The organism is Amycolatopsis sp. WAC 01375, assembly GCF_003947325.1.
Lineage (GTDB): Bacteria > Actinomycetota > Actinomycetes > Mycobacteriales > Pseudonocardiaceae > Amycolatopsis.
In genome coordinates, this window is record NZ_QHHW01000054.1 from 80,968 (window position 1) to 104,102 (window position 23,135).

The following is a 23,135-nucleotide window of genomic DNA, read 5'->3' on the forward strand; positions in this document are numbered from 1 at the left end:
TGGCCGAGCCTGGTTTACGGAACACGACCTTGAGATGACATGTCGTCTGTTCCGTTTTTGTTGGCGTGGGCGTCACAACCGGATGCCACAGTGATCCGCGTGCGAGTCGCGATAGTCACCGAAAGTTTCCTGCCCCAGGTGAACGGCGTGACCAACTCCGTGCTCCGCGTCGTGGAACACCTCCGCGACCGCGCGCACGACGTGCTGATCATCGCCCCAGGGCCGGGTCCCGCGGAGTACCTCGGCGCCCCGGTCGTGCGCATTCCCGCCCTCGACTTCCCCGGCGTGAACTCCCTCCCGGTCGGCGTGCCGACCCGGACGGTGCTGACCGCCCTCGCCGATTTCGGGCCGGACGTGGTGCATCTGGCGTCGCCGTTCGTGGTCGGCGCCCGCGGGCTCGCCGCGGCAAGGCGGCTGCGGGTGCCGTGTGTCGCGGTGTACCAGACCGACATCGCCGGTTTCGCCGCCGCGTACGGCTTCGGCATCGCCGCCCGCGCGGCCTGGCGCTGGGTGCGCCGTCTGCACTCGCGGGCCGACCGCACGCTCGCGCCGTCGACGGATTCGGTGGAACAGCTGAAACTGCACGGGATCCCGCGGGTGCACCGCTGGGCGCGCGGCGTCGACATCGAGCGGTTCTCGCCGGTCCACGCCGATCCCGCGTTGCGCGCCGAACTGGCGCCGAACGGCGAACTGCTGGTCGGTTTCGTCGGCAGGCTCGCGCCCGAGAAGGAGGTCGAGCGGCTGACCGCGCTCGCCGGGATCGACGGGATCCGCGTGGTCGTCGTCGGTGACGGACCGGAGTTGCCGATGCTGCGCGAACGGATCCCGGGTGCGGCGTTCCTCGGCGCCCAATACGGCGAAGAGCTCTCCGCGGCGTACGCGAGCCTCGACGTGTTCGTCCACACAGGACCGCACGAGACGTTCTGCCAGGCCATCCAGGAAGCGATGGCGTCCGGGTTGCCGGTGCTGGCGCCGAACGCGGGCGGTCCGAAGGATCTGGTCCTGCCCGGCCGCACGGGGTACCTGCTGCCCGCCGACCGCGCCGGATTCGCGACAGCGCTCGTGGACAAGGTGAACGACCTGCGCGACGAAGCGCTGCGCGCCAGGCTGGGGGAGAAGGCGCGCAAGGTCGTCCTGGGCCGGACTTGGCCCGCTGTCTGCCGGGAACTGGTCGGCCACTACGAGGCCGTCCAGGGCAAAGTCGCGCGCGCGGCCTGATGCACATCATCCAGCTGGCCAACTTCTACGGGCCACGCTCGGGCGGGCTGCGGACCGCGCTGCACCATCTCGGCGCCGGTTACGTGGCGAGCGGTCATCAGGTGACCCTCGTGGTGCCAGGGCGGCGCTACGAGGACGAGACGCTGCCCTCGGGAGTCCGCCGGTTCTCCCTGCCGGCACCGCAGATCCCGGGTACCGGTGGCTATCGCGCGGTCGATCCGCACCGGGTGCGCGCGGTGCTGGAACGCCTGGAACCGGACAGGCTGGAAGTGTCCGACAGGCTCACCCTGCGCGGCATGGGCGTCTGGGCGCGGCGCAACGGTGTGCCCAGCATGGTGATCTCGCACGAGCGGCTGGACAGGTTGCTGGAGCAGTTCCTGATGCCGGAACCCGTCGCGCGGCGCGTCGCGGACGTCGCGAACCGGCGGATGGCGCGGCGCTACGACACGGTCGTCTGCACGACGGCGTTCGCCCGCGCGGAATTCGACCGGATCGCCGCACCGAACGTGCGACGGGTTCCGCTCGGCGTCGACCTCACGACGTTCGCCCCGGCCCGGCGCGACGACGGCTGGCGGCACACGCTGTCCGGCGACGCCGACGCGCTGATCGTCCACTGTGGACGTTTGTCGCCGGAGAAGCACGTCGAGCGCAGTGTGGACACCGTCGCCGAGCTGACCGAGGGAGGGCATCGCGTTCGGCTCGTGATCGCCGGTGACGGCCCTCGGCGGCGTGCGCTGGAACGGCGGGCGCGCGGGCTGCCCGTGACCTTCCTCGGTTTCCTTTCCGGACGCGGCGACGTCGCGCGACTGCTGGCCAGCGCGGACGTCTCCCTCGCGCCGGGTCCACACGAGACGTTCGGGCTGGCCGCGCTGGAGGCGCTCGCTTCGGGGACGCCGGTGGTGGTCTCGGCGTCGTCGGCGCTGCGGGAGATCGTGCGGCCCGGCTGCGGCGAGGCCGTCGACGATCGCGCACCCGCTTTCGCCGGCGCCGTCACTGGTCTGTTGGAGCGTCCCGAGGACGCGAGACGGGCGGCGGCGCGTGCCCGGGCGGAGGAATTCGCCTGGCCGCAGTCGGTGCAGGGAATGCTCTCCGCACTCGCTTGATCTCCATCCATGCCCCCGCCACCGCCCTCAACGGAGGAGCTTCGCTCCCAGGCTTGGTCTTTGTATCTCTTTTGTACAACCGGCATTCATCGTCCCCTCACGCCATCGAGCGAGAGGACGGCACGTGAGGTTCGAAGTACTGGGCACGTTCAGCATCTCTTCCGGTTCGCGGTCGGTCCCGCTGCACGGCCGGATGAGAAGAACGCTCCTCGGCGTGCTGCTGGTCCGGGCGAACACCTTCGTGCCGGTGAACGTGCTCACCGAGGCCCTGTGGGAGAGCAAGTGGGAGCCGCGGGCGGTGCCGAAGCTGCACTGGCACGTCCACAAGCTGCGGCAGGCCCTGCCCGAAGGCGACCGGCTCGGCTTCGACAACGGCGGCTACCGGCTGGAGGTCCATCCCGGCGAACTGGACGTCGAGACCTTCGAGACGCTGGCAGGCCAGGCGCTGAAGTCCGCGGACCCCGCTCAGCGCGCCTCACTGATCCGGCAGGCCCTCACGCACTGGCACGGCGCGCCCTACGACGGCTTGGACGTCCCGCTGCTGTCGGACGAGACGATGCGCCTCTCGGAACACCGCCTGGTCCTGCTCGAAGAGCTCTACCAGGCCGAACTCGACCTCGGGCGGCACGCGAGCGCGGCCGTCGACCTGGCGGATCTGGTGCGGCGGCATCCCTTGCGGCAGCGTGCCCAGTACCTCCTGATGGACGCTCTTTGGCGGGCCGGGCGCACCTCCGACGCGCTGGCGGCGTACCGGCGGGCGCGCCGGGTCTCGGTCGATCAGCTCGGCCTCGAACCGGGGCCGGAACTGCGGTTGATGGAGCGGAGGATCCTCGCCGGTGAGGTCGCGGGGGCCGGTGCGCACCGTGCCCCGGCGTTGCTTCACCGGGCAAGGTGAACCTACGGGGCGCCGCTTTGCTCCCGCTTGGGTGACCTGTCTCAGGACCTCGGGGTTAGGGTTCGAGGCATGTCCCGAGCGAGTCTTGACAAGGATCCGCACGAAGTCGCCGCCATGTTCGACGACGTCGCGGACGGCTACGACCGCGCGAATTCGTTCATGACCTTCGGCTTCGACCGCCGCTGGCGCACCGTCACCGGCCGGGTGCTGGACGCCAAACGCGGCGAGAAGGTGCTGGACCTCGCGGCGGGCACCGGCGTGTCCACCGTCGAGTACGCGCGCAACGGCGCCTGGTGCCTCGCGGCGGACTTCTCGGTCGGCATGCTCAGGGCGGGCAAGCACCGCGGCGTCCCCATGGTGGCCGCCGACGCGATGAAGCTGCCGTTCGCCGACGAGAGCTTCGACGCGGTCACCATCTCGCTCGCGCTGCGGAACTTCGTCGACACCAAGGCCGCGCTCACCGAGATCGCGCGGGTGGTCAAACCGGGCGGCAGGCTGGTGATCTGCGAGGTGTCGACGCCCACATTCCCGCCGATCCGGTTCCTGCACCGGAAGTTCATCGCGAAGCTGCTCACCTGGGTCGGCGCGCGGACCTCGTCGAACCCCGAGGCCTACTCCTACCTGGCCGAATCCATGCTGGCCTGGCCGGATCAGCGGACGCTCGGGGAGATCATCGCGAGCGCCGGGTGGACCGAGGTGGAGTGGCTGAACCTCACGTTCGGCGTCGTCGCCATCCACCGCGCCAAAAAGCCCTCCGTAAACTCGCGGCCATGACACGTCGCAACGCAGACCACGACGCCGAGGTCATCGTCGTCGGTGCCGGACCGGCCGGCTCCACCGCCGCCACGTACCTCGCCCGTGCGGGCGTCGACGTGCTGCTGCTGGAGAAGACCGAGTTCCCGCGCGAGAAGGTGTGCGGCGACGGCCTGACCCCTCGCGGCGTCAAGCAGCTCATCGACCTGGGGATCGACACCAGCGAGGACGCGGGCTGGGTGCACAGCCGCGGCCTGCGGATCCTCACCGGCGAGCTCACGCTGGAGCTCGACTGGCCGGACCTGACGAGCTACCCGCCGTACGGCGTTTCGCGGACCCGTCAGGACTTCGACGACCTGCTCGCGAAGACCGCGGTCAAGGCGGGCGCCCGGCTCTACGAGCGCACCACCGTCACCGGCGCCATCACCAGCCCGACCGGCCGCGTGATCGGCGTCGAAGCGAAGGTGGGCCCGGAGAAGACGCCGGTGAGCTACCGCGCTCCGCTGGTGCTGGCCTGCGACGGCGTCTCCGCGCGGCTCGCGCTGAGCGTCGGCATCCAGAAGAACGAGAAGCGCCCGATGGGTGTCGCGGTGCGGCAGTACTACAAGAGCCCGCGCCACGACGACCCGTTCATCGAGGGCCACCTGGAGCTGTGGGACCGCTCGGATCCGCGCGACCCGAAGCTGCTGCCCGGCTACGGCTGGGCGTTCCCGCTCGGCGACGGCACGGTGAACGTCGGCCTCGGCATGCTGTCGACGTCGGCCGCGTTCCGCAGCACCGACTACCGCGCGCTGCTGCGCCAATGGCTCGACGGAACGCCCGAGGAATGGGGCTACCGCGAGGAGAACGCCATCGGCAAGGTCGGCGGCGCCGGTCTCCCGATGGGCTTCAACCGCACTCCGCACTACCGCGACGGCCTGCTGCTGCTCGGCGACGCCGGCGGCATGGTCAGCCCGTTCAACGGCGAGGGCATCTCGGCCGCGATGGAGTCCGCGCAGCTGGCGTCGGAGTTCGTCGTGCAGGCGTTGGCGCGCCGCGAAGGCCCGTCCCGTGAGCGGGCGCTGGAGGGCTACCCGCGCGCGGTCGGCGAGCTGATGGGTGGCTACTACCGGCTCGGCAACGTGTTCGCGAAGCTGATCGGGAAGCCGAAGGTCATGCACGCCGCGACGAAGTACGGGCTGCGGATCAACTCGATCCTTCCGTTGGTCTACAAGGGACTCTCGGGCTGCTACGACGCCAAGGGTGGGGACGGCGTCGACCGCCTCATCGCCGCGCTGGCCCGCGCCACCCCCACTCCGCGCTGACGCCTCTGGCAAGTACATGAAGGCCCCCTTCCTTGCGCCTAGCGCAAGGAAGGGGGCCTTCATGTACTTGGGGACGGGCCGCAAGTAGGTGACTACTTGCGCTGGTCTCCACACGTCTGGACCAATTCCCGGCACCACGGGCTAGTGGTATCGGTCACAGGACAAATGCGGTCAAATGACCCCGGGAAGCCGATCTTGGGAACGACGTCGCAGGTCATCGGTACCGCACGCCGGAAGTAACCGTACTGGCCGTGCGGTCAAGTTAGGGCAGCCTTATAGCGCGGGGCCTAGGGACAAGAATGTGAGTCACGTCCTACACTCGGCCCATGCTTTGTGAATCGCTTCACATCCTCGACGGGAGGCTTGTGAACTATTTCACAAGCAAGGGGGCCGTCATGCACGGCCCGTAAGGGTTGCCTAACCCTCGGCGGTGTGACCCAGGTGACTTAGGGTGCCGACCGAGGGAAGCGGTGAACCCCGACTCGAAAACCGCAGCGGCGCGGAAAGGATGGCGAAAACCCCGTGCTGATGTTGCCCGTGCTGACCCAGGCGAGCACCCCTTCGGTGCCCAATCTGGACATGTACCTCCCCCTGGTCCTCCTGTTCGTCCTCGCTCTCGGCTTCGCGGTGCTCTCGGTGCTGCTCGGCCCGCTGGTCGGCCCGAGCCGCCCCAACAGGGCGAAGACCGCGGCCTACGAATGCGGTATCGAACCGTCGCCGCAGCCGGTCGTCGGCGGCGGCCGGATGCCGGTCGCGTACTACATCACCGCGATGCTGTTCATCCTGTTCGACATCGAGATGGTCTTCCTCTACCCGTTCGCGGTCTCCGCGGACGCGCTGGGCATGTTCGGCCTGGTGGAGATCGTGCTGTTCATCGCGACGGTCGGTTTCGCGTACGCCTACGTATGGCGTCGCGGCGGCCTGGATTGGAACTAGAGAAGCATGGGCCTCGAAGAAAAACTCCCCAACGGCATCCTGCTCGCCAGCCTCGAAGGCCTGGTCAACTGGGCGCGCAAGAACTCGATGTGGCCCGCCACCTTCGGTCTCGCCTGCTGCGCGATCGAGATGATGACCGTCGGCGGTTCCCGCTATGACATCGCGCGTTTCGGCATGGAGCGCTTCAGCGCGACGCCGCGCCAGGCGGATCTGATGATCGTCGCCGGCCGCGTCACGCAGAAGATGGCGCCGGTGCTCCGCCAGATCTACGACCAGATGGCCGAGCCCAAGTGGGTGCTGGCGATGGGCGTCTGCGCCTCGTCCGGCGGGATGTTCAACAACTACGCCGTGGTGCAGGGCGTCGACCACATCGTCCCGGTCGACATGTACCTCCCCGGCTGCCCGCCGCGCCCCGAAATGCTGCTCGACGCGATCCTGAAGCTGCACGCCAAGATCCAGGACGAGCCGATCAACGCCCGCCGGGCCGCGATCCGCGCCGCCAGCGGTGAGCGCACCGAGCTGATCGCCTCCTCGATCAAGTACGCGAAGAAGTGAGCGACGTGCCCGAAGACAACACCCCCGAAGAGACACCGGAAACCGGCGGCGAGCAGTCGAGCGCCGACCGTCCCGAAGGCGGTCTCGAGCCGCAGGGCACGCGCCCGGCCGAGCCGGTCGTCACCGGTAAAGAGCGCCAGGGCATGTTCGGCGTGCGCGGCACCGGTGACACCTCCGGTTACGGCGGCGTCCGCCTCCCCGCGTACAGCCCGCCCCCGGCGGAGCGCCCGTACGGCGGCTGGTTCGACGAGTTCGCCGACGAGTTCTACGCGGCCTTGGCGGACAACAAGATCCCGGCGAACGCGATCCTGCAGACCACGGTCGACCGCGGCGAGATCACCTTCTACGTCTCCCGCGAGCACCTCGTCGAGATCGCCAAGGTCCTGCGCGACGACACCGGTCTCCGCTTCGAGCTGCTCAGCTCCGTCTCCGGCGTGGACTACGGCGTCGACGTCCCGCAGCGGCTGCACTCGGTGTACCACTTCACGTCGATGACCTACCGTCGCCGCATCCGGCTCGAGGTCACCCTCGACATCGAAGACCCGCACGTCCCGTCGCTGGTCGGGGTCTACCCGACGGCCGACTGGCAGGAGCGGGAGACCTGGGACATGTTCGGCATCGTCTACGACGGCCACCCGGCGCTGACCCGCATCCTCATGCCGGACGACTGGGACGGCCACCCCCAGCGCAAGGACTACCCGCTCGGCGGGATCCCCGTCGAATACAAGGGCGCGGAGATCCCGCCGCCGGACCAGCGGAGGTCGTACTCGTGAGCATTCACGACGAAGCAACCGAAGTCCCCGAAGCCGACTCGCGTGACACCACCGAAGGCCGCGTCTACACCGTCTCCGGCGGTGACTGGGAAGACGTCATCGAGGACTCCCGCCACGACGAGCGCATGGTCATCAACATGGGCCCGCAGCACCCGTCGACGCACGGCGTGCTCCGGCTCGTGCTGGAGATGGAGGGCGAGACCGTCACCCAGCTCCGCTCGGTCATCGGCTACCTGCACACCGGGATCGAGAAGAACTGCGAGTACCGCACGTGGACCCAGGGCGTCACCTTCGTGACGCGCATGGACTACCTCGCGCCGCTCTCGACCGAGATGGCGTACTGCCTCGGCGTCGAGAAGCTGCTCGGCATCCAGGCCCCGCGCCGCGCCGAGCTGCTGCGCGTGATGCTGCTGGAGATCAACCGCATCGGCTCGCACCTGGTCTACATCGCCACCGGCGGCATGGAACTCGGTGCCACCACGGCGATGACGCTCGGCTTCCGTGAGCGCGAAGAGGTCCTGCACCTGCTGGAGCACCTCACCGGTCTCCGGATGAACCACGCGTTCATCCGCCCCGGCGGCCTCGCCCAGGACATGCCCGCCGACTACCAAGAGGTCGTCAGCGCGTTCGTCAAGGTGATGGACGAGCGGCTTCCCTTGTACGACAAGCTCTTCACCGGTCAGCCGATCTGGCGCAACCGGCTCAAGGGCGTCGGGTACCTGCCGGTCGACGCGTGCCTCGCGCTCGGTGTCACCGGCCCGGTGCTGCGCAGCGCAGGTCTGCCGTGGGACATGCGCAAGACCGAGCCGTACTCCCGCTACGACGAGTTCGAGTTCGACATCCCGACCTCGACCGACGCGGACTGCTGGGCGCGGTACCTGCTGCGCGTCGAGGAGATGCACCAGAGCCTGCGGATCATCAAGCAGTGCCTGAAGAAGCTCGAGCCGGGCCCGGTCATGGTCGAGGACAAGAAGGTCGCCTGGCCGGCGCAGCTCTCGATCGGCAGTGACGGCATGGGCAACTCGCTCGAGCACGTCCGCAAGATCATGGGCCAGTCGATGGAATCGCTGATCCATCACTTCAAACTGGTCACCGAGGGCTTCAAGGTCCCGCCGGGCCAGACCTACACGTCGGTGGAATCGCCGCGCGGCGAACTCGGCGTGCACCTGGTCTCCGACGGCGGCACCAGGCCGCTGCGGGTCCACGTGCGCGAACCGAGTTTCGTGAACCTGCAGTCGATGCCCGCGATGGCCGAAGGCGGCCTGGTGGCGGACGTGATCGCCGCCATCGCCTCGATCGACCCCGTCATGGGGGGAGTGGACCGTTGAGCACCCAGCCCGGAACGACACCGACGCCCGAGCCCGGCACCAGCCTGGCCGAGCAGACCCACATCGCCGCCGGCGGTGACGTCGACGTGATCGCGATCGCGCCGGATCCCGCCGAGGCGGAAGGGATCCTGGAGAACGCGAAGCTCGAAGACATCTTCGATGCCGACACCTACGCCAGGGCGCAGAACCTGATCTCGCGGTACCCGCAGTCCAGGTCGGCGCTGCTGCCGCTGCTGCACCTGGTGCAGTCGGTGCAGGGGTACGTGAGCCAGGAGGGCATCGCCTTCTGCGCCGCGCAGCTGGACCTGTCCGACGCCGAGGTCAGCGCGGTCGCGACGTTCTACACCATGTACAAGCGCCGCCCGTGCGGCGAGCACCTGGTGAGCGTCTGCACCAACACGCTGTGCGCGGCCATGGGCGGCGACGCGATCTACAAGAAGCTCCAGACGCATCTCGGCTCCGAAGAGAAGCCGTTGGGGCACAACGAGACCGCGGGTACGCCGAACGAGCCCGGCTCGGTCACCCTCGAACACGCCGAATGCCTCGCGGCCTGTGACCTCGCCCCGGTCATCCAGGTCAACTACGAGTACTTCGACAACCAGACCGAGGACAAGGCCGTCGCGCTGGTCGACGCGTTGCAGGCGGGCAAGAAGCCCGCCCCGACGCGCGGCGCGCCGCTGACGAACTTCAAGGGCGCCGAACTGCAGCTCGCCGGGTTCTTCCCGGAGGACGCGCAGCAGTACCGCACGGACGTCGACGGCCCTTCGCAGGCCGTCGAAACCCTGCGGGGAGCGCAGGTCGCGCAAGACCGCGGCTGGACCGCGCCCGCCATGAAGGACGTGGCCTTGCCGGAAGTGGAGAAGAAGTAATGGCCGATCCCATCACTCCGGTCCTCACGAAGCGCTGGCTTTCGCCCAACTCCTGGACGATCCAGTCCTACGAAGCCCTCGAGGGCTACACCGCGATCCGCAAGGCGCTCAAGGCCACTCCCGAGCAGATCGTCCAGGTGGTCAAGGATTCCGGCCTCCGCGGCCGTGGCGGCGCGGGCTTCCCCGCCGGCATCAAATGGTCCTTCATGCCGCCGAACGAGGACAAGCCGCACTACCTCGTCATCAATGCCGACGAGGGCGAGCCGGGTACCTGCAAGGACATCCCGCTGATGATGGCGGACCCGCACTCGCTGATCGAGGGCTGCATCATCGCCTCGTACGCGATGCGTTCGCACCACTGCTTCATCTACGTCCGAGGCGAGGCGCTGCACTGCATCCGCCGTCTCAACGCGGCCGTACGCGAGGCGTACGAAGCGGGCTACCTCGGCAAGAACATCCTCAACTCCGGATTCGACCTCGACATCACCGTGCACGCGGGCGCCGGGGCGTACATCTGCGGCGAGGAGACGGCGCTGCTGGACTCGCTGGAAGGCCGCCGCGGCCAGCCGCGGCTCAAGCCGCCGTTCCCGGCCGCCGCGGGGCTCTACGCCGCGCCGACCACGGTGAACAACGTCGAGACCATCGCCAGCGCGCCGTACATCATCAACGGCGGTTCGGACTGGTTCCGCCAGATGGGCCGCGAGAAGTCGCCCGGCCCGAAGATCTACTCGATCTCCGGCCACGTCGAGAAGCCCGGCCAGTACGAATGCCCGCTCGGCACCACGCTGCGCGAGCTGCTGGACATGGCGGGCGGCATGAAGGACGGCGTCCCGCTGAAGTTCTGGACGCCGGGTGGTTCGTCCACGCCGATGTTCACCGCCGAGCACCTCGATGTTCCGCTGGACTTCGAAGGCGCGGCGGAAGCCGGGTCGATGCTGGGCACGACGGCCGTGCAGGTCTTCAACGAGACCGTTTCCGTGCCGTGGGCCGTGATGAAGTGGACGCAGTTCTACGAGCACGAGTCCTGCGGCAAGTGCACGCCGTGCCGCGAGGGCACGTACTGGCTGGCGCAGATCCTGGAGCGCATGGTCGAGGGCCACGGCACCGAGGAGGACATCGACACCTTGCTCGACGTCTGCGACAACATCCTCGGCCGTTCGTTCTGCGCACTCGGCGACGGCGCGGTCTCGCCGATCCAGAGCGGGATCAAGTACTTCCGCGAGGAATTCCTCGCACTCTGTGAAACCAACAAGCGCGAACTGGTGGGGGCGCAGGCATGACGATCGCACCCGACAGGCCGGGAACGTCCACAGAGGACACCCCGGTCCCCGAGGGCCATGTCAAGCTGGTCATCGACGGTGAAGAGGTCATCGCGCCCAAGGGCGAGCTGCTGATCCGCACCGCCGAACGGCTCGGCACGGTCATCCCGCGCTTCTGCGACCACCCGCTGCTCGACCCGGCAGGCGCCTGTCGCCAGTGCCTGGTCGAGGTCGAAATGGGCGGCCGTCCGATGCCGAAGCCGCAGGCCTCGTGCACCATGACGGTCGCCGACGGCATGGTCGTGAAGACCCAGCTGACCTCGGCCGTGGCGGACAAGGCACAGCAGGGTGTGATGGAGCTGCTGCTCATCAACCACCCGCTGGACTGCCCGGTCTGCGACAAGGGCGGCGAATGCCCGCTGCAGAACCAGGCGCTCGCGCACGGCCGCGCGGAATCCCGTTTCGTCGACACGAAGCGGACGTTCCCGAAGCCGCTGCCGATCTCCTCGCAGGTGCTGCTGGACCGCGAGCGCTGCGTGCTCTGCCAGCGCTGCACCCGGTTCTCCCGCGAGATCGCCGGCGACCCGTTCATCGAGCTGCTCGAACGCGGCGCCCACCAGCAGATCGGTACCGCGGAGACCGCGGACGTGCTGGACCTGGCGTCGCGGACCACGTCGGGGCAGCCGTTCCAGTCGTACTTCTCCGGCAACGTCATCCAGATCTGCCCGGTCGGCGCGCTGACGTCGGCCGCGTACCGGTTCCGTTCGCGGCCGTTCGACCTGGTGTCCGCGCCGAGCGTGTGCGAGCACTGCTCGTCCGGCTGCGCCGAGCGGACCGACTTCCGCCGCGGCAAGGTCATGCGGAAGCTGGCGGGCGACGACCCCGAGGTCAACGAAGAGTGGATCTGCGACAAGGGCCGCTTCGCCTTCCGCTACGCCACCGCGGATGACCGCATCCGCCGTCCGCTGATCCGCAACGCCGACGGCGTGCTGGAAGAGGCTTCCTGGACCGACGCGCTGCGCGCGGCCGCCGCCGGGCTCGCCGAAGCGCGGGACGGCAAGGGTGCCGCGGTGCTCACCGGCGGTCGCCTGACCGTCGAGGACGCCTACGCGTACTCGAAGTTCGCGCGGATCGCCTTGGGCACCAACGACATCGACTTCCGGGCGCGTCCGCACTCGGCCGAGGAGCTGGGCTTCCTCGCGTCGCACGTGGTCGGGACGACGCCGGAAAGCGGCGTCACGTTCGGCGAGATCGAGCGGGCACGCACGGTGCTGTGCGTCGCGTTCGAGCCGGAGGACGAGGCGCCGATCGTGTTCCTGCGGCTGCGCAAGGCGGCCCGCAAGAACCGCACCCGCGTCGTCCACTTGGGACAGTGGACCACCTCCTCGGTCCGCAAGACCTTCGGCGAGCTGCTGGCCTGCGCGCCGGGCAGTGAGGCCGCCGCGATCGACGGCATCGCGCAGCACGCGCAGGACGTCGACCAGGCGCTTTCGGCCGAAGGCTCGGTGATCCTCGTCGGCGAGCGTGCCGCCGAGGTCCCCGGCCTCTTCTCGGCCCTGCACCGGCTGGTGGAGCGCACCGGCGCCCGGCTCGCGTGGATCCCGCGTCGCGCGGGTGAACGCGGTGCCCTGGCGGCGGGCGCGGCGCCGACGCTGCTGCCCGGTGGCCGCTCGGTCACCGACGACGCGGCTCGCGCCGAGATCGAAAAGGCTTGGGGCGTCACGCTTTCCGCCACGGCGGGCCGCGACACCACCGCCATCCTCAAGGCCGCTTCCGGTCAGGACATCGACGGCCTGCTGGTCGGCGGCGTCGACCCGGACGACCAGCCGGACCCGGATCTGGCCCGCCGCGCGCTGCAGAACGCGAAGTTCGTGGTGAGCCTGGAACTGCGGCACAGCGGGGTCACCGAACACGCGGACGTCGTCCTCCCGATCGCCCCGGCGGTCGAGAAGGCGGGCAGCTACCTGAACTGGGAAGGCCGCCGCCGCGAGTTCGCCGTCACCCTCGAAGGCACCGGCGCCCTGCCCGACTGCCGGGTGCTCGACACCCTCGCCGTCGAGATGGACGCGGACATCTTCACGCAGACCCCGGCCGCCGCTGCCGCCGATCTGGCGAAGCTGCCCGCGCGTGAGATGAAGGACTCCTTCATTGCAGATTTCGCAATGAAGGACGCTTTCATCGCACGTCCGGAGGCGGCGAACGGCCAGGTCCTCCTCGCCACCTGGCGCCAGCTGATCGACAACGGTTCGCTGCAGGACGGCGAGCCGCACCTCAAGGGCACGCAGCGCGAGGTCGTCGCCAAGCTCTCGGCGAAGACCGCCGAAGGCTTGGGCGGCAGCGTGAAGGTCTCCACCGAACGCGGTTCCATCACGTTGCCGATCGAGGTCGCGGACCTGCCGGACGGCGTCGTGTGGCTCCCGGGCAACTCCGACGGCTCCGCCGTCCGCGCCGCGCTCGCGGCCGGTCATGGCTCGGTCGTCAACCTCACCGGAGGTGAGAAGTGACTCCGTTGCTCAGCCAGATGCCGGACGCCGCCGAGCGGGCGGCGCTGCTGGCGGACGACCCGTTGTGGCTGATCCTGATCAAGACGGTCGTCATCCTGCTGATCGGCCCGATCCTGACGATCTTCCTGATCGTCTGGGAGCGCAAGGCCGTCGGCCGGATGCAGAACCGTCCCGGCCCCAACCGGGTCGGGCCCGGCGGCTACCTGCAGTCCCTGGCGGACGCGATCAAGCTGCCGTTCAAGGAACAGATCATCCCGGACACCGCCGACCGCAAGGTGTACTTCCTCGCGCCGGTGATCTCCGCGGTGCCGGCGCTGATCGCGCTGGCCGCGATCCCGTTCGGCCCGGTGGTCTCGATCTTCGGTGAGCGCACCACGCTCCAGCTGGTCGATCTGCCGGTCGGCGTGCTGGTGATCCTCGCCTGCTCCTCGATCGGCGTGTACGGCCTGGTGCTGGCCGGCTGGTCGTCCGGCTCGCCGTATCCGCTGCTCGGCGGACTGCGAAGCGCGGCTCAGGTGATCTCCTACGAGATCGCGATGGGTCTGTCCATTGTGGGCGTCATCCTCTACGCGGGTTCGATGTCGACGTCGGCGATCGTCGAGTCGCAGCAGACCGGCTGGTACTTCTACCTGCTGCTGCCGAGTTTCGTGATCTACCTGATCTCCATGGTCGGCGAGACCAACCGCGCGCCGTTCGACCTCCCCGAGGCCGAATCCGAGCTGGTCGGTGGTTTCCACACCGAGTACAGCTCGATGAAGTTCGCGATGTTCTTCCTCGCCGAGTACGTCAACATGGTGATCGTTTCGGCGTTCGCGACCACGTTGTTCCTCGGCGGCTGGAAGTTCCCGTTCGTCGGCGCCGACCACGCGCTCAACCAGGGCTGGCTCCCGCTGCTGTGGTTCACGGCCAAGCTGTTCATCCTGTTGTTCGGGTTCATCTGGCTGCGCGGCACGCTGCCGCGGCTGCGGTACGACCAGTTCATGCGGCTGGGCTGGAAGGTCCTGGTACCGGTCAACCTGGTCTGGATCGTCGTGATCGTCACGGTCCGCGCGATCAAGAACTCGGGCGGCCTCTCCACCCCGCAGATCCTCATCGGCGGCGGCGCGCTCATCCTCGTCGTCGTCATCCTGAGCCTGCTGCTGCCGGACAAGAAGGTCCCGGACGAGGACTACGTCCCGGTGACCGGTGGCGGATTCCCGGTGCCGCCGCTCGACCTGCAGGTTCCGGACCAGACTCCGCGTCAGAAGGCCGTCGCGAAGGCCGAAGCCCGGGCTGCCAAGCGCAAGCCCGCGGCGGTTTCCAGTGGAAGGGAGGCCGGCGATGGGGATGTTTGATCCCATCAAGGGTTTCGGTGTCACCTTCGGGATGATGTTCAAGAAGGTCGCCACCGAGGAGTACCCGGAGGCAGGCGCCCCCGCCGCTCCGCGTTACCACGGCAGGCACCAGCTGAACCGGCATCCGGACGGGCTGGAGAAATGCGTCGGCTGCGAGCTGTGCGCGTGGGCCTGCCCGGCGGACGCGATCTTCGTCGAAGGCGGCGACAACACCGAAGAGGCACGGTTCTCGCCCGGTGAGCGGTACGGCGCCGACTACCAGATCAACTACCTGCGCTGCATCGGCTGCGGGTTGTGCGTCGAGGCCTGCCCGACCCGGTCACTGACGATGATCAACTTCTACGAGCTGGCCGACGACGACCGGCAGCGGCTGATCTACACCAAGGAAGACCTCCTCGCGCCGCTGCTGCCCGGCATGGAGCAGCCGCCGCACCCGATGCGGCTGGGCGACAACGAGCAGGACTACTACGTCAACGGCCCCGAGCTGGCACGCAAGCCCGCCGAGAGCACGGAGGCCGTCCAGTGATCACGGCTTTCCTCGCCCAGACGGACGTTTCGGCCGGGATCACCACCGGCGAGACCATCGCGTTCTGGGTGCTCGGCCCGCTCGCGCTGCTCGGCGGGCTCGGCATGATCTTCTCCCGAAACGCCGTGCACTCGGCGCTGTGGCTGGTCCTCACGATGCTGTGCCTCGGCGCGCTGTACATGATCCAGCAGGCGCCGTTCCTCGGCTTCACGCAGATCATCGTCTACACCGGCGCGATCATGATGCTGTTCCTGTTCGTGCTGATGATGGTCGGCAGGGAGAGCTCGGATTCGGTCGTCGAAGTACTGCGCGGGCAGCGGGTCATGGCGACCCTGCTCGGCGTCGGCGTCGGCGGACTGCTCGCGGCCGGTCTCGCCCGCTCGCTGGCCAACGTCACGCCGGCGATGCCGCTCGACCCGGCGAGCCTCGACGGCGGCGGCCCCGGCGGCCTGGGACGGCTCATCTTCACCAAGTACCTGTTCCCGTTCGAACTCACGTCGGCGCTGCTGATCACCGCCGCGCTCGGCGCGATGGTGCTCGCGTTCACCGACCGGCACGCCAAGGGCGGCAAGAAGAACCAGAAGGAACTCGTCGTCGACCGGTTCACCGGCAAACACGACCGGCCTTCGCCGCTGCCCGGCCCGGGTGTCTTCGCGACGGCCAACTCGATCGCCACCCCGGCGCTGCTGCCGGACGGTTCGATCGCGCCGGAGTCGCTCTCGGACATCATCGAGTCCACTTCGGCCTCGCGGCTGGAAGACGAGCGCAAGCAGGTCGCGGGCTCGACCGACGGCCCCGACGCACACGCTCTCGTGGGCAAGCCTGAAGGGGAGAAGGAATGACCCCGACGTACTACCTGCTCCTGTCCGCGCTGTTGTTCACCATCGGCGCGGTCGGGGTGCTGGTGCGCCGCAACGCGATCGTCGTGTTCATGTGCATCGAGCTGATGCTGAACGCGGCGAACCTGTCCCTGGTCACGTTCGCCCGGATCAACGGGTCGCTCGACGGTCAGGTGATGGCGTTCTTCGTGATGGTCGTGGCCGCCGCGGAGGTCGTGGTGGGGCTGGCGATCATCATGGCGATCTTCCGCACCCGGCGCTCGGCCTCGGTCGACGACACCAACCTGCTGAAGTACTAGGGGTTCAAGAGTGACCGCATCATCGTGGCTGCTGGTGGCCTTCCCGGCTCTTGGCGCACTGATTCTTCTGCTGGCCGGTAAACGAGCCAGGGGCTGGGGACACCTCCTCGGCAGTGCGACCGTCTCACTGTCCTTTGTGTACGGCCTGATCCTCTTCTTCACGGCCGACACGAAGAACGTCGCGGACGTCAAACTGTTCTCGTGGATCCCGGTTTCGGCGCTGCAGGTCGACTTCGGGCTCCGGATCGACGCGCTTTCGCTGACGTTCGTGCTGCTGATCACCGGCGTCGGCATGCTGATCCACTTCTACTCGATCGGCTACATGGCCGAGGACCGCGATCGGTCGAGGTTCTTCGCCTACCTCAACCTGTTCGTCGCCTCGATGCTGATCCTGGTGCTGGGCAACAGCTTCGTGACGTTGTACCTCGGCTGGGAAGGCGTCGGTCTCGCGTCGTACCTGCTCATCGGCTGGTACCAGGACCGCCCGTCCGCGGCCACCGCGGCGAAGAAGGCGTTCCTGATGAACCGCGTCGGTGACGTCGGGCTGGCGCTGGCGATCTTCCTGATGTTCAAGTACGTCGGGAGCACCGGTTACGCCGAGGTCTTCGGCGCGATCGACAAGATCCCGACCGGCGCGATCACCGCCATCGCGATCCTGCTGCTGCTGGGCGCCTGCGGTAAATCCGGTCAGTTCCCGTTGCAGGCCTGGCTTCCGGACGCGATGGAGGGCCCGACCCCGGTCTCGGCCCTCATCCACGCGGCGACGATGGTCACCGCCGGCGTCTACCTGGTCGCCCGCGCGCACGAGATCTTCAACGCCACCCCGGACGGCCGCCTGATCGTCACCCTGGTCGGCACGGTCACGCTGCTGATCGGGTGCATCATCGGCTGCGCCTACGACGACATCAAGAAGGTCCTGGCGTACTCCACGGTCAGCCAGATCGGGTACATGATGCTCGCCGTCGGCCTCGGGCCGATCGCCTACGCGCTCGGCATCATGCACCTGGTCGCGCACGGTTTCTTCAAGGCGGGGCTGTTCCTCGGGGCCGGTTCGGTCATGCACGCCATGAACGACGAGGTCGACATGCGGAAGTACGGCGGGCTGCGCAAGCACATGCCGGTCACCTTCTGGACCTTCGCGCTCGGTTACCTCGCCCTGATCGGCATCCCGCCGCTGTCCGGCTTCTTCACCAAGGACGCGATCATCGAAGCGGCGCTGTCCCAGGGCGGCTGGCGCGGCTGGGTGATGGGCGGCGCGGCACTGCTCGGCGCCGGGCTCACCGCGTTCTACATGACGCGCCTGATGGTGATGACCTTCTTCGGCAAGGAACGCTGGAAGGAGATCAAGTCCAGCGACGGCCGCGACTTCCACCCGCACGAATCGCCCGCGGTGATGAAGTGGCCGATGATCGTCCTCGCCGTCGGTTCGATCGGCGCCGGTGCGTTCTTCGCCCTCGGCGACCGGTTCGCCGAGTGGCTCTCGCCGGTGGTCGGTCCGCTCGAAGAGGGCGGCCACAGCGTCATCCCGCACGCGCTGGTCCCGATCCTCACCGTGGCGCTGTCCGTCCTCGGCGCGGTGGCCGCGTGGCTCTTCGTCGGCCGTAAGGACGTTCCGGTGGAACGCCCCGAGCGGGTCTCCGCCGTGGTCAAGGCCGCGCGCAACGACCTCTACGGCAACACCCTGAACGAGACGCTGGTGGCCCGCCCGGGCACCTGGCTCGCCCGCGCACTGGTCTACGTGGACAACCGCGGGGTCGACGGCGCGGTCAACGGCCTCGCCGCCGCACTCGGCGGCGGATCCGGGCGCCTGCGCCGCCTTCAGACCGGCTTCGTCCGCTCGTACGCACTGTCCATGCTGGGCGGCACATTCCTGCTTCTGGCGGCACTCCTGCTGGTGAGGTTCTCCTGATGACCTGGGTACTCGCAACCATCCTGCTGCCGCTGGTCGGCGCCGCGGTCGTCGCGGGGATGAAGAAGAACGACAGGCTGGCGACGCTCACCGCGCTCGTGGTGTCGCTCCTGACGTTCCTGCTGGTGATCCCGATGTGGGCGAGCTACGTGCCCTCGGGAGACCGGATCCAGCAGAAGTCCTCGATGGACTGGATCCCCAACTTCGGCATCCACATCTCGTTCGGCATCGACGGCATCGCGCTGGTGATGATCGCGGTCATCGGCCTGCTGGTGCCGATCGTGGTCGGCGCGCTGGGGCTGACCGACAAGCTCCCGGCCGGACGCTCGGCGGGCGGGTTCCTCTCGCTGATCCTGGTGCAGGAGGCGCTGACCATCGCGGTGTTCGCCGCGACCGACGTCTTCCTGTTCTACGTGCTGTTCGAGATCATGCTGATCCCGATGTACTTCCTGATCGGCGGCTACGGCGGCGCGAACCGGCAGTACGCGGCGGTCAAGTTCTTCCTCTACTCGTTCCTCGGCGGCCTGATCATGCTGGCCTCGGCCATCGGGGCGTACTCGATGGCGTCGGACGAACTCGGCAAGGGCACCTTCGACTGGGAAACGCTCGTCACGGTCGTCCGCGACGCCCCGCTGGGCACCCAGATCTGGCTGTTCATCGGGTTCTTCCTCGCGTTCGCGATCAAGGCCCCTTTGGTGCCGTTCCACACCTGGCTGCCGGACGCCGCGGGCCAGGCGCCCATCGGCGTCGCGGTGCTGCTGGTCGGCGTGCTGGACAAGGTCGGCACGTTCGGCTTCCTGCGCTACTGCCTCCCGATGTTCCCGGAGGCCAGCAAGGAACTCGCGCCGTGGGTGCTGGTGCTCGCCGTCGCGGGTGTCCTTTACGGCTCGATCCTCGCGGCCGGGCAGCGCGATATGAAGCGCTTCATCGCCTACGTGTCGATCGCCCACTTCGGCTTCATCGCGCTGGGCATCTTCACCTTCAACGAGCAGGCGATGGTCGGCTCGGTGTCGTACATGCTGAACCACAGCCTCGCCACCGGCATGCTGATCGTGGTGGTCGGCCTGATCGTGATGCGCGGCGGGTCCACGCGGATCTCCGACTACGGCGGAATGGCGAAGGTGACCCCGCTGCTCGGCGGGATGCTGCTCATCGCCGGTCTGTCCACTTTGTCCCTGCCCGGCACGAACTCCTTCATCAGTGAGTTCCTGGTGCTGCTGGGGTCCTTTGTGGACTACCCGGTGTACACGATCATCGCGACGGTCGGCATGGTGCTGGCCGCGGCGTACGTGCTCTGGCTCTACCAGCGCGTCATGCAGGGCCCCGTCCGCGGAGATGCCCTGATCGGCGCCGGCGGCGGGCCTGGCACGGCGATCGCTCCCGAACTCGGGGCGACCAAAGCAATCAAGGACCTCGGCGGCAGGGAGATCGCGATCCTGGCGCCGATGGTCGTGCTGATCATCGCGCTCGGGTTCTACCCCAAGCCGGTGCTCGACACGATCACCCCGTCGGTGCAGGCGACGATGTCGTCCGTGCAGGGAGGCAAGTAAACCGTGCTCTTCTTGACTCAGGCGCCACCGGTGCAGGTGCCGTCGATCGACTACTTCGCCGTCACGCCGATCCTGATCATCCTCGGGGCCGCATGTGTCAGCGTGCTGTTCGAGGCCTTCCTGCCCAAGCACATGCGGTGGCCGTCGCAGGTCTTCCTGTCCCTGGTCGGGATCGGCGCGGCGGGTGTCTTCTTGGTCTGGTACGCCAGTTCATCCGCGCCGAAGGCAGGCATCACGACCTTCAGCGGCGCGATCGCCGTCGACCGGCCGTCGCTGTTCCTGTGGGGCACGCTGCTGGCGCTGGCGCTGGGCGCGGTGCTGCTGATCGCGGACCGCTCGGTCGAACCCGGCGGCGCGTTCGTCGCGCAGGCCGGCATCCGGCCCGGCACGCTGCAGGACCGCGCGCAGGTCGGCACCACCGGTATGCAGACCGAGGTCTTCCCGCTGACGCTGTTCGCGCTCGGCGGCATGATGTCGTTCGTCGCGGCCAACGACCTGCTCACCATGTTCATCGCGCTCGAGGTGCTGAGCCTGCCGCTGTACCTGATGTGCGGTCTCGCGCGGCGGCGTCGCCTGCTCTCGCAGGAATCCGCCGTCAAGTACTTCCTGCTCGGCGCGTTCTCGTCGGCGTTCTTCCTCTACGGTCTCGCGCTGCTCTACGGCTACGCGAACTCCGTGAAGCTGTCGGACATCGCCAACGCCGCCGCCGGTTCGGACCGGTCGGACACGCTGCTGTTCGCCGGGCTCGGGCTGGTCGCGGTCGGTCTGCTGTTCAAGGGTTCGGTCGGCCCGTTCCACACCTGGACCCCGGACGTCTACCAGGGCGCGCCGACCCCGGTCACCGCGTTCATGGGCGCCTGCACCAAGGTCGCCGCGTTCGGCGGGATCCTGCGGGTGTTCCAGGTGGCGTTCGAGTCGACGAGCTGGGAATGGCGCGGCGTGCTCTGGGGCGTCGCGATCATCTCGATGCTGATCGGCGCGGTGCTCGGCCTGACGCAGACCGACGTGAAGCGCATGATCGCCTACTCGTCCATCGCGCATGCCGGGTTCCTGCTCGTGGGTGCGATCGCGATGACCGAAGAAGGCCTGTCGAGCACGCTGTTCTACCTGCTGGCCTACGGCTTCACCACGCTCGCCGCGTTCGGTGTCGTCTCGCTGGTGCGGGACTCGAACGGCGAGGCGACCCACCTGTCCGCCTGGGCCGGGTTGGCGAAACGGTCTCCGGTATTGGCCGGGGTGTTCACCTTCCTGCTTCTCGCGCTCGCCGGTATCCCGCTGACCAGTGGCTTCGTCGGGAAGTTCGTGGTGTTCTCGGCGGCCCTGTCCGACGGGATGGCGCCGCTGGTCGTCATCGCCCTGATCTTCAGCGCCGTCGCCGCGTTCTTCTACCTGCGGGTGATCGTGCTGATGTACTTCTCCGAGCCCGCCCCCGACGGCCCGACCGTCACCGTGCCCGGCGCGTTCACCACCACGGCGATCACGCTCGGCGTCATCGTCACGCTGGTGCTCGGCCTGCTCCCGGCGTTCGCCCTCGACTGGGCGGGGTCCGGCGGCTTCGCTCTCAAGTAGTTTTCTTTGCGCGTGAAGGCCCCCTTCCCTCGGTTCAGCCGGGGGAAGGGGGCCTTCACGCGTTTCGGGCACTGAATTGCCGGGCCGCACCTGGCAGGTTGCTCGCCATGCCGAAGCCGAAGCCCACACCCCAGGCGAGGGCTCTCGCCGAGGGACTTCGAGCCGCGCGGCGGGCCGCCAGATTGGCCGCGACCGAAGTGGCCGACAAACTGGCCTGGTCCCAGTCGACGATCAGCCGGATCGAAACCGCTGTGCGCGCGGCGTCCGCCGAAGAGGTGGCCGCGCTGCTCGCGGTCTATCAGGTCACCGGCGAGCGACGGGACGCGCTGCTCTCGTTGTCCCGCGACAACGGGCCCTGGTGGTTCGCTGACCTGTCACTCCAGTTGAAGACTCTCACCCAGTACGAAAAGGAGGCCCGCAGGATCGTCGCTTTCGCGACCACGCTTGTCCCCGACCTGCTGCAGACTCCCTTCTACGCGAGGGCTACGGACCTTTCCGCCGCGGCGATCGAGGCGCGGCGGGAACGGCAGAAATTGCTGGGACAGAAGAAGTTCGTCGCCTATATCGACGAAGGAGCGCTGCGCCGTCAGGTCGGTGGGCCACAAGTGATGGCGAATCAGCTTCGGCATCTCGTCTCGCTGGCCGAACGGCCCACCGTCGAACTCCGGGTCATCCCCTTCACCGCCGGAGCTCATCCCGGTGGTGCCTATGTTCTGCTGGAATTCGGCGACGTCCGGCCGTTGGTGTACCTGGAGCATCGGCGATCCGGGCTGTTCCTGCATCGACCCTGCGATGTCGAACCCTATCTCCAGTCCACTGTGGACGCTGTCGCGCTGGATCCGGCGCGGTCGGTGCGCCTGATCGAGTCAGTGGTCGAGACTCGCTCGCAGCGCGGCGACCTTTTGGGACAGTAACGTGGGATCGCCGGGGAGGACGGTGATGTACCGGTTCTGAGGAGAACCGCTCACGTGCATGGCCACCCGTCCGGCGTCGAGGTCGAGATAGGTCAGGCCGTCCGTGGCCTCTGTGCGCTTTTCCCCGTTGGGACGCTTGGCCGCGGCAAAGAACCCGACACCGAAATAGGGCTGCTCGAAGACGTCGTCCAGCCATCGCGCGTCCCGGCTTCGCGAATCCTTGAAGTCGTCCTGGGGCAACGAAAACGGCGTGAAACGCGCGGGCGGGTACTCGGGCAGGTTCATCACGAGCGCCGCCGCGCGGTCGGAGGTCCGCACGCCCTTGAGCCACACGCGATTCCCCTCGCAGATCGCCGTCACCGCTGCCCGTCCGCGCACCGCGACGAGCACGCTGTACTGCTCCGCCTCCGTCCGCACGGTCGCGTAGTACTCGGTGTTCGGCCGGTCGAGTATGTGCAGGACGTCCTCGAAGTCGCTGGTCAGCCGCTTGCCCTCGGTGAACCCGAGCCCGCCGAGCTCCTCGAACGCCGCCCGGTCTTCGCCGTTCCGCGACGACGGCGGGATGTACCGCAGCCCGCCCGCGAAGATCAAATGCGGATCTCCGCAGCCGACGTGACGGAACGCGGTCAACAGTGTGTCGAGCGTGATCTCGACCGGGCGCGCGAGCACCACGTGTCTCCCTCCCCTGGGACTGCGGT

Annotated in this window: 21 protein-coding genes; 20 read left to right on the plus strand and 1 reads right to left on the minus strand. The window is 68.3% G+C overall.

Annotated elements, in window-relative coordinates:
• Positions 1-99 precede the first annotated feature (99 nt).
• The 20 genes from DL991_RS35345 to DL991_RS35440 all read left to right on the plus strand — a co-directional run bounded on the left by DL991_RS35345 (position 100) and on the right by DL991_RS35440 (position 22,437).
• On the plus strand, positions 100-1,218 hold the full coding sequence (locus DL991_RS35345; RefSeq protein WP_199746240.1) for a glycosyltransferase family 1 protein: 1,119 nt from the start codon (positions 100-102) through the stop codon (positions 1,216-1,218).
• On the plus strand, positions 1,218-2,321 hold the full coding sequence (locus tag DL991_RS35350; protein ID WP_125788701.1) for a glycosyltransferase family 1 protein: 1,104 nt from the start codon (positions 1,218-1,220) through the stop codon (positions 2,319-2,321). The genes DL991_RS35345 and DL991_RS35350 overlap by 1 nt, the downstream gene beginning before the upstream one ends.
• A gap of 124 nt (positions 2,322-2,445) precedes the next feature.
• Positions 2,446-3,216 carry an AfsR/SARP family transcriptional regulator gene (locus tag DL991_RS35355; RefSeq protein ID WP_125788702.1) on the plus strand — a complete coding sequence of 257 codons (771 nt, stop codon included), beginning with the start codon at positions 2,446-2,448 and terminating at the stop codon, positions 3,214-3,216.
• 69 nt (positions 3,217-3,285) lie between these two features.
• Positions 3,286-3,990: a demethylmenaquinone methyltransferase gene (locus DL991_RS35360; protein WP_125788703.1), complete on the plus strand. Its 705-nt coding sequence runs from the start codon at positions 3,286-3,288 to the stop codon at positions 3,988-3,990.
• Complete coding sequence (locus DL991_RS35365) at positions 3,987-5,273, plus strand: geranylgeranyl reductase family protein (RefSeq protein ID WP_125788704.1); 1,287 nt, start codon at positions 3,987-3,989, stop codon at positions 5,271-5,273. The genes DL991_RS35360 and DL991_RS35365 overlap by 4 nt, the downstream gene beginning before the upstream one ends.
• 528 nt (positions 5,274-5,801) lie before the next feature.
• Positions 5,802-6,209 carry an NADH-quinone oxidoreductase subunit A gene (locus DL991_RS35370; protein ID WP_125789053.1) on the plus strand — a complete coding sequence of 136 codons (408 nt, stop codon included), beginning with the start codon at positions 5,802-5,804 and terminating at the stop codon, positions 6,207-6,209.
• A gap of 6 nt (positions 6,210-6,215) precedes the next feature.
• Positions 6,216-6,764, plus strand: coding sequence for an NADH-quinone oxidoreductase subunit B family protein (locus DL991_RS35375; RefSeq protein ID WP_005151847.1), 549 nt, complete (start codon positions 6,216-6,218; stop codon positions 6,762-6,764).
• Positions 6,765-6,769: 5 nt separating this feature from the next.
• A complete protein-coding gene (locus tag DL991_RS35380; RefSeq protein ID WP_125788705.1) occupies positions 6,770-7,537 on the plus strand; it encodes an NADH-quinone oxidoreductase subunit C in 768 nt (255 codons plus the stop codon).
• Entirely contained in the window at positions 7,534-8,865 is a 1,332-nt protein-coding gene (locus DL991_RS35385; protein ID WP_125788706.1) for an NADH-quinone oxidoreductase subunit D, read from the plus strand. Before DL991_RS35380 ends, DL991_RS35385 begins: the two co-directional genes overlap by 4 nt.
• Complete coding sequence (gene nuoE, locus DL991_RS35390; protein ID WP_125788707.1) at positions 8,862-9,734, plus strand: NADH-quinone oxidoreductase subunit NuoE; 873 nt, start codon at positions 8,862-8,864, stop codon at positions 9,732-9,734. Before DL991_RS35385 ends, nuoE begins: the two co-directional genes overlap by 4 nt.
• Entirely contained in the window at positions 9,734-11,014 is a 1,281-nt protein-coding gene (gene nuoF / locus DL991_RS35395) for an NADH-quinone oxidoreductase subunit NuoF (protein WP_125788708.1), read from the plus strand. Before nuoE ends, nuoF begins: the two co-directional genes overlap by 1 nt.
• A complete protein-coding gene (locus DL991_RS35400; RefSeq protein WP_125788709.1) occupies positions 11,011-13,497 on the plus strand; it encodes an NADH-quinone oxidoreductase subunit G in 2,487 nt (828 codons plus the stop codon). The genes nuoF and DL991_RS35400 overlap by 4 nt, the downstream gene beginning before the upstream one ends.
• On the plus strand, positions 13,494-14,831 hold the full coding sequence (nuoH, locus tag DL991_RS35405; protein ID WP_233599186.1) for an NADH-quinone oxidoreductase subunit NuoH: 1,338 nt from the start codon (positions 13,494-13,496) through the stop codon (positions 14,829-14,831). The genes DL991_RS35400 and nuoH overlap by 4 nt, the downstream gene beginning before the upstream one ends.
• On the plus strand, positions 14,818-15,357 hold the full coding sequence (gene nuoI, locus DL991_RS35410) for an NADH-quinone oxidoreductase subunit NuoI (protein WP_125788710.1): 540 nt from the start codon (positions 14,818-14,820) through the stop codon (positions 15,355-15,357). The genes nuoH and nuoI overlap by 14 nt, the downstream gene beginning before the upstream one ends.
• Entirely contained in the window at positions 15,354-16,199 is an 846-nt protein-coding gene (locus DL991_RS35415; RefSeq protein WP_125788711.1) for an NADH-quinone oxidoreductase subunit J, read from the plus strand. Before nuoI ends, DL991_RS35415 begins: the two co-directional genes overlap by 4 nt.
• Positions 16,196-16,495 carry an NADH-quinone oxidoreductase subunit NuoK gene (nuoK, locus tag DL991_RS35420; protein ID WP_061980060.1) on the plus strand — a complete coding sequence of 100 codons (300 nt, stop codon included), beginning with the start codon at positions 16,196-16,198 and terminating at the stop codon, positions 16,493-16,495. The genes DL991_RS35415 and nuoK overlap by 4 nt, the downstream gene beginning before the upstream one ends.
• Positions 16,496-16,505: 10 nt before the next feature.
• A complete protein-coding gene (gene nuoL, locus DL991_RS35425) occupies positions 16,506-18,404 on the plus strand; it encodes an NADH-quinone oxidoreductase subunit L (RefSeq protein WP_125788712.1) in 1,899 nt (632 codons plus the stop codon).
• Positions 18,404-19,954, plus strand: a complete 1,551-nt coding sequence (locus DL991_RS35430; RefSeq protein WP_125788713.1) for an NADH-quinone oxidoreductase subunit M — start codon at positions 18,404-18,406, stop codon at positions 19,952-19,954. The genes nuoL and DL991_RS35430 overlap by 1 nt, the downstream gene beginning before the upstream one ends.
• A gap of 3 nt (positions 19,955-19,957) precedes the next feature.
• Positions 19,958-21,523 carry an NADH-quinone oxidoreductase subunit NuoN gene (gene nuoN / locus DL991_RS35435; protein ID WP_125788714.1) on the plus strand — a complete coding sequence of 522 codons (1,566 nt, stop codon included), beginning with the start codon at positions 19,958-19,960 and terminating at the stop codon, positions 21,521-21,523.
• Between the two features lie 107 nt (positions 21,524-21,630).
• The gene (locus DL991_RS35440; RefSeq protein ID WP_125788715.1) at positions 21,631-22,437 is read left to right on the plus strand and encodes a helix-turn-helix transcriptional regulator; all 807 of its coding nucleotides are present in this window, start codon (positions 21,631-21,633) and stop codon (positions 22,435-22,437) included.
• On the opposite strand, the gene DL991_RS35445 is transcribed toward DL991_RS35440, so the two are convergent.
• Positions 22,390-23,109 carry an ESX secretion-associated protein EspG gene (locus tag DL991_RS35445; protein ID WP_125788716.1) on the minus strand — a complete coding sequence of 240 codons (720 nt, stop codon included), beginning with the start codon at positions 23,107-23,109 and terminating at the stop codon, positions 22,390-22,392. The genes DL991_RS35440 and DL991_RS35445 overlap by 48 nt on opposite strands.
• Positions 23,110-23,135 lie beyond the last annotated feature (26 nt).

What these genes read in the sequence shown, in the direction of transcription:
- nuoI (WP_125788710.1), top strand. Translation starts at nt 14,818, where the DNA reads ATGGGGATGTTTGATCCCATCAAGGGTTTCGGTGTCACCTTCGGGATG.
- DL991_RS35365 (WP_125788704.1), top strand. Translation starts at nt 3,987, where the DNA reads ATGACACGTCGCAACGCAGACCACGACGCCGAGGTCATCGTCGTCGGT.
- DL991_RS35400 (WP_125788709.1), top strand. Translation starts at nt 11,011, where the DNA reads ATGACGATCGCACCCGACAGGCCGGGAACGTCCACAGAGGACACCCCG.
- DL991_RS35370 (WP_125789053.1), top strand. Translation starts at nt 5,802, where the DNA reads ATGTTGCCCGTGCTGACCCAGGCGAGCACCCCTTCGGTGCCCAATCTG.
- nuoF (WP_125788708.1), top strand. Translation starts at nt 9,734, where the DNA reads ATGGCCGATCCCATCACTCCGGTCCTCACGAAGCGCTGGCTTTCGCCC.
- DL991_RS35360 (WP_125788703.1), top strand. Translation starts at nt 3,286, where the DNA reads ATGTCCCGAGCGAGTCTTGACAAGGATCCGCACGAAGTCGCCGCCATG.
- nuoK (WP_061980060.1), top strand. Translation starts at nt 16,196, where the DNA reads ATGACCCCGACGTACTACCTGCTCCTGTCCGCGCTGTTGTTCACCATC.
- DL991_RS35375 (WP_005151847.1), top strand. Translation starts at nt 6,216, where the DNA reads ATGGGCCTCGAAGAAAAACTCCCCAACGGCATCCTGCTCGCCAGCCTC.
- DL991_RS35430 (WP_125788713.1), top strand. Translation starts at nt 18,404, where the DNA reads ATGACCTGGGTACTCGCAACCATCCTGCTGCCGCTGGTCGGCGCCGCG.
- DL991_RS35350 (WP_125788701.1), top strand. Translation starts at nt 1,218, where the DNA reads ATGCACATCATCCAGCTGGCCAACTTCTACGGGCCACGCTCGGGCGGG.
- DL991_RS35440 (WP_125788715.1), top strand. Translation starts at nt 21,631, where the DNA reads ATGCCGAAGCCGAAGCCCACACCCCAGGCGAGGGCTCTCGCCGAGGGA.